The organism is Ramlibacter sp. (genome assembly GCF_013697775.1).
GTDB lineage: Bacteria > Pseudomonadota > Gammaproteobacteria > Burkholderiales > Burkholderiaceae_C > Ramlibacter.
In genome coordinates this window covers 1-8,590 of the sequence record NZ_JACCWG010000223.1, presented here as the reverse complement: position 1 = coordinate 8,590, position 8,590 = coordinate 1, and the positions used below count along the sequence as shown (strand labels likewise).

Below are 8,590 nucleotides of genomic sequence, written 5' to 3'. Positions count from 1 at the left end.
GCGCCAGGATGTGGGCCGCGGCCTGGGCCTTCGGGCCACGGCCGGCGCCTTCCAGCGCCAGCTGGGCCTGCTCGGTGCCGGCGATGAACCACTCCTCGCGCGCGGCTTCCAGGCGTTCGCCGAACTGCACGCGCCCGCGCACCAGGCCGGCCGGCGGCGCGGGCGCGCGCGACGGTTCGCGCGCATGCAGGTACTGCATCACGGCGGCCCAGATGGGCGCCGCGCCGCTGGTGCCGCTCACGTCGTGCATGGCCGCGCCGCCGGCATTGCCGACCCACACGCCCACGGTGTAGCGCTGCGACCAGCCCACGGCCCAGTTGTCGCGCATGTCCTTGCTGGTGCCGGTCTTCACCGCCGTCCAGAAACGGGTGGCCAGCACGCTGTCGGTGCCGAAGGTGCGGGCGCGCGCATTGCCATCCGACAGGATGTCGCCGACGATGAAGGCGGCGCGCGGATCGAGCGCGGGGGCGGTGGGTTTCGGCACGGCCGGCTTCGCGGGCAGCGGCGTGTAGCGCACCTCGCCCGCGCGCCCCTGGTTGGCCAGCGTGCGGAACGCGTTCGCCAGGCCCAGCAGCGGCACCTCGGCGCTGCCCAGCGCCAGGCTGTAGCCGAAGTAGTCGCCCGACTCGCGCAGCGGCAGGCCGGCGGCGCGCAGCTGCCGGTGGAAGGCGTCGGGGCCGACCATCACCAACGTGCGCACGGCCGGCACGTTGAGCGAGGCGCCCAGCGCCGTGCGCACCGACACCCAGCCCTTGAACTGGCGGTCGTAGTTCTGCGGGATGTACAGGCCGCCGGCGGTAGGAATGGCGGCGGGCGAGTCCTCCAGCAGCGAGGCCGCCGTGATGCGCCGCTCGGCGATGGCCTGCGCGTACAGCAGCGGCTTCAGGGTGGAGCCGGGCTGGCGCGGGGCCAGCACGCCGTCCACCTCGGCCGCGGCGCTGAGTTCGCCCGAGGAGCCGACCCAGGCCAGCACTTCGCCGCTGGCATTGTCGAGCACCACCACGGCGCCGTCCTCCACGTTGCGCCCGTGCAGCTCGCGGATGTGCCGCTGCAGGGTCTGCGATGCGAAGCGCTGCAGGTCGGCGCGCACGCTGGTGGCGATGCGCGGATCGCCGGGCGCGCGGCGCAGCATCTGGCGCGCGAAGTGCGGCGCGATGCCGTCGCCGGCCGCATAGGCGCGCCGCTGCAGCGCGCCGGCCACGCGCAGGTCCAGCCCCTCGCAGTCGGCTTTCACGCCGCGCGGCTGCATGGCCTTGAGCACGCCGCAGGCGCGCGCGCTCACCTGCGACGGCTTGGCGTTCGGCGCGCGCACCAGCGCGGCGGCGATGGCCGCCTCGCCTTCGTCGAGGCCGTGCGGCGCCTTGCCGAACAGGGTACGCGACAGCGCGTCGATGCCGACCAGCTCGGCGCGGAATGGCACCAGGTTGAGGTAGGCCTCCAGCACCTGGTCCTTGCGCCAGCGCCGGTCCAGCACCTGGGCGGCCACCGCCTGGCCCAGCTTCTGTGTTACGCGCCGCCCGCCGGGGCCGTGCTTCCAGTCCTCGTCGAGCAGGCCGGCCAGCTGCATGGTGAGCGTGGAGGCGCCGCGCGTGCGCTGGTTCCACAGGTTGCCCCAGGCGGCGGCCGACGCGGCGCGCCAGTCGACGCCGCTGTGTTCCCAGAAGCGCTTGTCTTCCGACAGCACGAGCGCGGCGCGCAGGGCGGGCGACATGTCCTCCAGCGCGATCCATTCGCCGCGCCGCGCGCTGTCGTCGGTGCGCAGCCGCTGGATGACTTCGCCGCGCCGGTCCAGGATCAATGTGTCGGACGAACGATGCGCGGACTTCACTTCGTCGAAAGAGGGCAGGGCGTGGCCGGCCCCGGCCATGCAGGCCAGGGCGAGCGCGGCGGCGACGCGCGCCAGCTTCATCGGCCGGCTTCCACCTTCATGCGCGTGTTCGGCGACTCCGCGAACATCTCGGGCGCGTACATCGCCTCCACCCGCGTGGGCGGCAGCGCGAATTCGCCGACGTTGTTCAGCCGCATGGTGTATTCCATCTTGAAGCTGCCCTTGGGCACGTACTCGTAGTAGCCGCGGAAGGCCTCGAAGCTGCGCTCCTCGAAGGCCGGCCAGACGCCGCTGGGACGCTTCTCGCCCTGGGTGGCGATCTGCGAGTCGCGGCCCAGGCCGCCGCCCAGCAAGGTGGCGCCGCCCGGGATCGGGTCGCTTACCACCACCCAGGTCATGTCCGCTGAGGCGGTGACGTCCAGCGTCACGCGCACCACGTCGCCGCGGCTGTACTTGCCGGCCACGGCCTGCTCCACACCCGTCACGGTCTTCTTCACCGCGTAGCCCGCGCTGAACGGCGCCTTCAGCTCGATCGCCGCCACCGATTGCAAGGTGAGCCATGGCTTGCCGGTGCCGGTGTGCGTGACGCCCAGCGCCTGCTTGCCGGGCTCCTTGGCCCAGGGCAGGAACATGGTGTTGTTGCGCAGGTTGCCGGGCGAGGCCGGGGCGCCGAACGCGGTGGTCTGGTTGGGGGCGCCTGCCGCGTCGGTCGCCTTCACCCGTTCCACCTTGGCCCAGTCCACCGCGCCGCTGGCGGCGCCGAGTGCTCCGCGCGTGCTGCCGGCCACCGGCGTCGCCTCGAGTTTTGCGGAGAACTTCTCCAGCGCCAGGCCGCCCCACAGGTTGGCCGTGGTGGTGTGCCAGGCGCCGCGCTGCTGCCGGCCGATGAAGCCGTTGGCCAGGCGCCCCATGTCGTCCTTCCAGGCCGGGTCGTCCAGCACCGCCAGGATCAGGCGCGCGGTGTTGACGTCGCCGTTGGTCATGAGCCACCACCAGTAGTCGTCGCGCTCGGTGCTGAAGATCACCTTCGTGCCCTGGTAGGACAGGCGCGACTTCAGCACCTGCGTGGCCTCGGCCATGCGCGCCTCGCGCTGCGGCACGTCCTGCACGCGCTTGAGGATATTCAGCCAGTCGATGACCGCGTGCGTGGGCCACTGGTTGGGCGTGAGGGCGATGCTGCCCAGCATGCGGCCCTGCGCCTTGCCGTAGCGCGAGAGCGCCTCCAGCGCGGCCAGCTTGCGCACGTCCAGGTCCTTGCGCGGCGACCAGAACTCGCGCTGGATGCGGCCTTCCACGAAGGCGATCAGCCCGCGTTCCATCGGCGCGCGCACCTCGTCGGGCAACGCAAAGCCGGCGTCGATGCCTGCGGCTTCGTGCGTGGCCGCCAGCACGTAGGCCGTCAGCGCGTCGCTGCCGCGGTCGGCCTCGCCGTCGCGCGGCGGGAAGTAGCTGGCCAGGCCGTCCTTGTCCAGGTAGGTGGGTAATTGCGCCACCACCGACTGCCACATCTTGGCGTCGCGCAGGCCAACCGACTTGCTGGTCTTCTGCTCCAGGCAGGCGAAGGGGTAGCGCGCGAACCAGTCGCGCACGCCGGGCAGGCCTTCGGCCAGTTTCGGCTGCAGCGCGATCTTCAGGCCGCCGCGGTCCGGCAGCGCGTCGGCCGGCGGCGCCACGTCGAGCGAGAACGGTCCGTCCAGCTGCACCAGCGTGGCCTGCTGCACCGTCAGCGGCACGGCCGGCACGATGCGCTGGCGCGCCTTCAGCGCGTCGCGTGCGCCGCCCGCGGTGTCGCGCGCCTCGATCTCCCACAGGATCGCCTCGGAGCGCACCTGCCCCAGCTGCGGCGGCGCCGTCACCATCCAGGCGACCTCGCGTGCCTCGCCGGCGGGGATGTCCACCGTCTGCGGCTTCAGGTCGAGCAGGGTCGCCCGCGCCGTCACCTCCACGTTCATCGGCTTGGCCGTGGTGTTGCGCACGGTGAGCTGCGCGCGGTACTGGTCGTCCTCGCGCACCAGCGGCGGCAGCCCGCTGATGATCTGCAGGTCCTGCGTGGCGCGGATGGCGGTCTGGCCGGTGCCGAACAAACCTGTCCCCATGTCGGCCACGGCGACGATCTTGAAGGTGGTGAGCGCGTCGTTCAGCGGCACGTTCACCACCGCCTGGCCCTGCGCGTCAAGCACGATGCGCGGGTTCCACAGCAGCAGCGTCTCCAGCAGCTCGCGCGCCGGCGCCTTGCCGCCGCCGCCGCCCGCGGGCACCGCCTTGCGGCCGTAGTGCCTGCGCCCGATGATCTCCATCTGCGCGGTGGACGTCTCCACGCCCCAGGCGCGCCGCTGCAGCATCGCTTCCAGGATGTTCCAGCTGCCGTTGGGCATCAGCTCCAGCAAGGCCTGGTCCACGGCGGCCAGCGCCACTTCGGCGCCGGCGGCGGGCTGGCCGTTGGGCTGCTTCACGCTGATCGTCACCTTCGCCTGGCCGCGCACCGGGTAGCTTTCCTTGTCGGCCTTCACCGCCACGGCGAGCTCGTGCGCCTTGGTGCCCACGCGGATTTCCGCCAGGCCGAGGCGGAACGCCGGCTTGCTCAGGTCCACCAGCGCGGTCGGCGCCACGTACTCGCGGCCCTCGAACCAGAACGCCGTCCACCATTCGCGCGGCGCGCTGTAGCCCCAGGTGAAGAAGCTGTACCACGGCACCTCGCGCAGCCGCCCACGCAGGGCCAGCACGCTCACATACACGTTCGGCCCCCAGTTGTCCTGCACCTTCAGATTGATGGTGGGGTCCTCGCCATTGAGCTGTACCACCTGCGACTGCACAATGCCTTCGCGCTCCACCGTGACCAGCGCGGTGGCGAAGCGGAACGGCATGCGCACCTGCAGCCGCGCGATGTCGCCGGGCTGGTAGGCTTTTTTCTCCGGCAGCACGTCGATGCGATCGTGGTTCTCGCCGCCGAACCACAGCTCGCCCTGGCGCGTGACCCAGACCGAGCTGGCGGCAATTGCCGTCTTGCCCTCGGCGTCGGTGGCGGTGACGACCAGTTCCACCTCGCCGGGCTCACCCAGCTTGGCTTCGCACAGCAGCAGGCCGCGCGCGTCGCTCTTGCCGCCGCACACCTTGCCCAGGTCCTTCACCTCGGTCTTGTTGTCGTAGGTGTAGAAGCCGCCGACCATGCGCTTGCGGCTGGTGGTGACCACGCGCGCCACCGCTTTGACTTCCATCGACACGCCCGCGGCCGGCTTGCCATCGAGCTGCAGCGCCAGCGCCTGGAAGCCGATCTGCTGCTTGGCCGACACCCATCCCTCGGTCTTGATGCCGGCCACCACACCGGTCGGCCACAGCGTGGCCACGTGGCGCAGCGTCTGCACCTCGCCGTTGGGGTCGGCGTAGCTGGCTTCCAGCAGCAGTTCCTGCGCCTGCCTGGCGACAGGCACTTCGGGAATCGTCAGCTTGCCCGCGCCGTTGCGGTCCAGCGTGACCGGCAGCTTGTCGGCGATCACGCGGGCGTCCTGCGAAGCCTTGGCTTCCTCCTCGCCTTTGGTGGACCCTTCGCGCGCGCCGCGCGGCGGCTCGAAGCTGAACTCGGCGTAGTCCGCATAGGCCAGGGGCTTGCGTCGCACCAGCGCCGACACGCGCACCGGCAGGTTGGCCGCGCCGCCGCCGGACACGTAGTTGATCTGCAGGTCGGTGGGCACGGCCTTGGGCTGCACCAGCGCTTTTTTCTCGCTGGGCGCAATGCGGCCCTCCAGCACCGGCAGGCGGAATTCCTCGACGCGAAAGCCGCCCGAGCCGCCACCGCGCCCGCCGCGCAGCTCCACCTGGTACTCGCCCAGCTTGGCGGCCGGCGGAATGGCGAACTGGTTTTCCGCGCTCATGCCGCCGGTGGCGGTCTTGCGCCAGGCGATCGGCTGCGTGAACTGCTGGCCGCTGCCGGTGTGGGTGATCGCGAGTTCGTTCGGCAGATCGCCGGGCAGCTCGAAGCCGCGGCGCGTCTCGCTGCGGATCAGGTGCTTCATCGAGACGGTTTCGCCGGCGCGCAGCAGCGTGCGGTCCATCACCGTGTGCACGCGCACGTCGGGCTGCGCTTCGCGGCTGGTCGGCACGTTGAAGCGCCACGGCTCGATGCCGCGGTACCAGTCGCTCCAGCTGAAAGCCATGTCCTCCACGCCGCCCGCGTCCTTGGCGCGCGCGCTGATGAAATAGGCCTGGCGGCCTTCCTCGCCTTCGCCTTCGCCAGCTGCGGTGTTGCCGGTGGCGCACGCCGGCGCCTGCGGATTCAGCCCCTTGAATTCCGCGATACCCTGCGCGTTGGTGGTGGCGGTGGCGAGCTCGCGCCCGTTGCAGTCCGACACGCGCACCGCGGCGCCGCGCACCACCTGGCCTTTGTCCAAGGTGGTCACCCAGGCCAGCGCGTTCTCGCGGCCCAGCTTGAAGTGCACGCCCAGGTTGGTGACCAGCGCCGAGGTCCGCACGTACATCGTGCGCGGCTCGCCATGGCGCGCGTCCAGCAGCGACTTGCCCAGCATCGGCGAGGCGATCTCCACCACGTGGAAGCCAGGCGCGAGCGGAATGCCCACCACTTCGAACGGCCGCGGGTCGTTGCCGGCCGGCTGCGGCACCTGCAGCGTGCGCACGTTCGGCTGGCCGGCCAGCAGCGACACCATGCGCGTCTGCACGAATTCCTTCTCGTTGTCTTCCAGCGCCTTGGGCAGCGGACCCTTGACGTCGGCGCGCGCGGCGGCGCGGTCCACCTGCCAGCCGTTGTAGCGCTGCACCTTGCGGAACCAGGCAATGATGTCCGCATCGGTCTTGGGCTGCATGTCGCTGATGCGCCCGGGCGTGGCGGCCTGGGCGCGCAGCGCCGGCTCCACGTTGCGCAAGGTGATCGGCAGCAGCGGCTCGCCCTTGGGCTCGGCGAAGCGTTCCACGATGCCGAACGGCGTGGCAGCGAACTTGGCCAGCGGCGGCATCGGCCCGGTGGCGAGCTTCAGCGGAAAGCCGTCGGCATTGCGCAGCGGCCGGCCGGCCGCGTCCTTGAAGTCTTTGGGTAGTTCCAGCACCAGCGCGGCCTGCTCGGGAAACAGCGGCTTGAAGGTCACGCCGTTGACCAGGCTGTCGGCGTCGCCCTCGGCCGCGTCGAACTCCGGCTTGAAGCGCTGCTTGTCCGACTTCAGCACGATCTGCTCGGCCAGCTTGCGCGCCACCGGCGCGTTGAACGCCAGCGACATCGGGCGGATCGGCAGGCAGGGCGCCTGCGCGTTCTCGCGCTCGCAGCTGAAGCTGGCGGCGAAGGGCTCGCGCACCTGGTAGTTGAAGCGCTTTTCGCTGGCGTTGGCCACGCCGCTGGGCGTGGCGACGCCCTTGCCGTAGACGATCTGCACCCGCGCATTGGCCGCGAAGCGGCGGTTGCAGGCGAAGGTGACGTGCCGCATCGGCTGGTCTTTGGCAGCCTTGTCCCAGTTCAGCGACTTCAGCAGCGCGTCGCGCGGTGCGCCTTCCAGCAGCCGCACGGGCACGCGCTCGCCCAGTCCTTCGATGGAGCACCACAGGTTCTCGCGCACGCTGGCGAGAGTGGCGTCGCCGTTGAGTTTGAGCGCGAAGAATTGTTCCTCGTCGATGCGCTGGTGGGCGCCGGGTTGAATCTGCTGCACGAACGGCCCGCCGGTGCTGAAGCGCCAGTTGCCGGCAGTCAGTTCCGCACCTTTTGGCGACTTGAAGCCGGAGCGCACCTGCAGCTGGCAGCTGACGCCCGGCGGCAGGTCGTTCTCGAAATCGAAGGCCCATTCGCGGTCGCTCACCCAGCGGGCGGTGCCCTTTGTGGCCTGGGCGTCGCTGCACGACAGGGACAGCGGGGCCGGGGCCTTGGGGTCGCCGAAGGCAACGGCGCTCTCGTCGAATTTGGCGACCACCTGGCGCACGCGCGCGATCTCGCCTTGGGGCGTCAGGCTGGAAATGCCCAGGGCCAGCACGGTTGCCGGCGCCAGCGCGGCGACGATGGCCGCCAGGGCGCGAATGATGTTCTGCTTCACAGGTGCTCCTCCGCGGCGGAGCGTAGCTGATCCTTCGGGCGTGTGTCCGTGACAAATTGGCTGGGGTGGGTTGGGTGTTCATCCCATTTCGGCATTGACTTGCGGCGATCGCGCGGCAAAGCCGCACGCGGGCGGGCCGTGTCGCGCGGACAGGGCGTCCGGCGGCTTTGCCGCCGGCAGACCTGAGGCGGTTGGACGGACGGCAGCGCGGGGGAACTCACTGCGCGTTTGCAAAGCAAACGCTCCGTTCAAACAGCCCCCGCGAAGTCAGTTCACGAAGCGCGCCAAAGGCGCGCCTGCCGTCCGTCCAACCGCCTCAGGCGCCCTGTCCAACTGCGCGCCACGGCCCGCCCGCGTGCGGCTTTGCAGAGGCGATGTTGGCGCGCCACCGGTGGCGTGCGCGCTTGGTGGATATTGGCGCAGGTTGTGCTCACGATGAATAGGCCTTTTCTTGAGTTGTACAATAAAACGTACTTCTCCGGAGGATTGCCATGGATGCCATTACCTACTCTTCAGCCCGTGCAAACCTTGCGCGGACGATGAATCGCGTTTGCGAAGACCACGAACCATTGATCATCACGCGCAACGGCGAACAGTCGGTGGTGATGCGTTCTCTAGTGTAGTGCGCGCGAATTAGTTAAACTTTCGCTCGAAGGCATACTCCGATGGCCAAGGGGGTGTGATGCCATGCGGGTCGCCAAGTCGATTGAGCTGGATGGGCAGACGCAGCAGGAGCTTC

At 70.3% G+C, this 8,590-nt stretch carries 3 protein-coding genes; 1 reads left to right on the top strand and 2 read right to left on the bottom strand.

Annotated features, from left to right (window positions below; all coding sequences use genetic code 11):
• On the bottom strand, positions 1–1,909 hold a 1,909-nt coding region (gene pbpC, locus H0U68_RS11120; RefSeq protein ID WP_296355531.1), incomplete at its 3' end, for a penicillin-binding protein 1C.
• Complete coding sequence (locus H0U68_RS11115) at positions 1,906–7,839, bottom strand: MG2 domain-containing protein (RefSeq protein ID WP_296355533.1); 5,934 nt, start codon at positions 7,837–7,839, stop codon at positions 1,906–1,908. The genes H0U68_RS11115 and pbpC, both read right to left, overlap by 4 nt.
• A gap of 503 nt (positions 7,840–8,342) precedes the next feature.
• On the opposite strand from H0U68_RS11115, the gene H0U68_RS11110 reads away from it, so the two are divergent.
• Entirely contained in the window at positions 8,343–8,474 is a 132-nt protein-coding gene (locus H0U68_RS11110; RefSeq protein ID WP_296355528.1) for a type II toxin-antitoxin system Phd/YefM family antitoxin, read from the top strand.
• Positions 8,475–8,590: the final 116 nt, after the last annotated feature.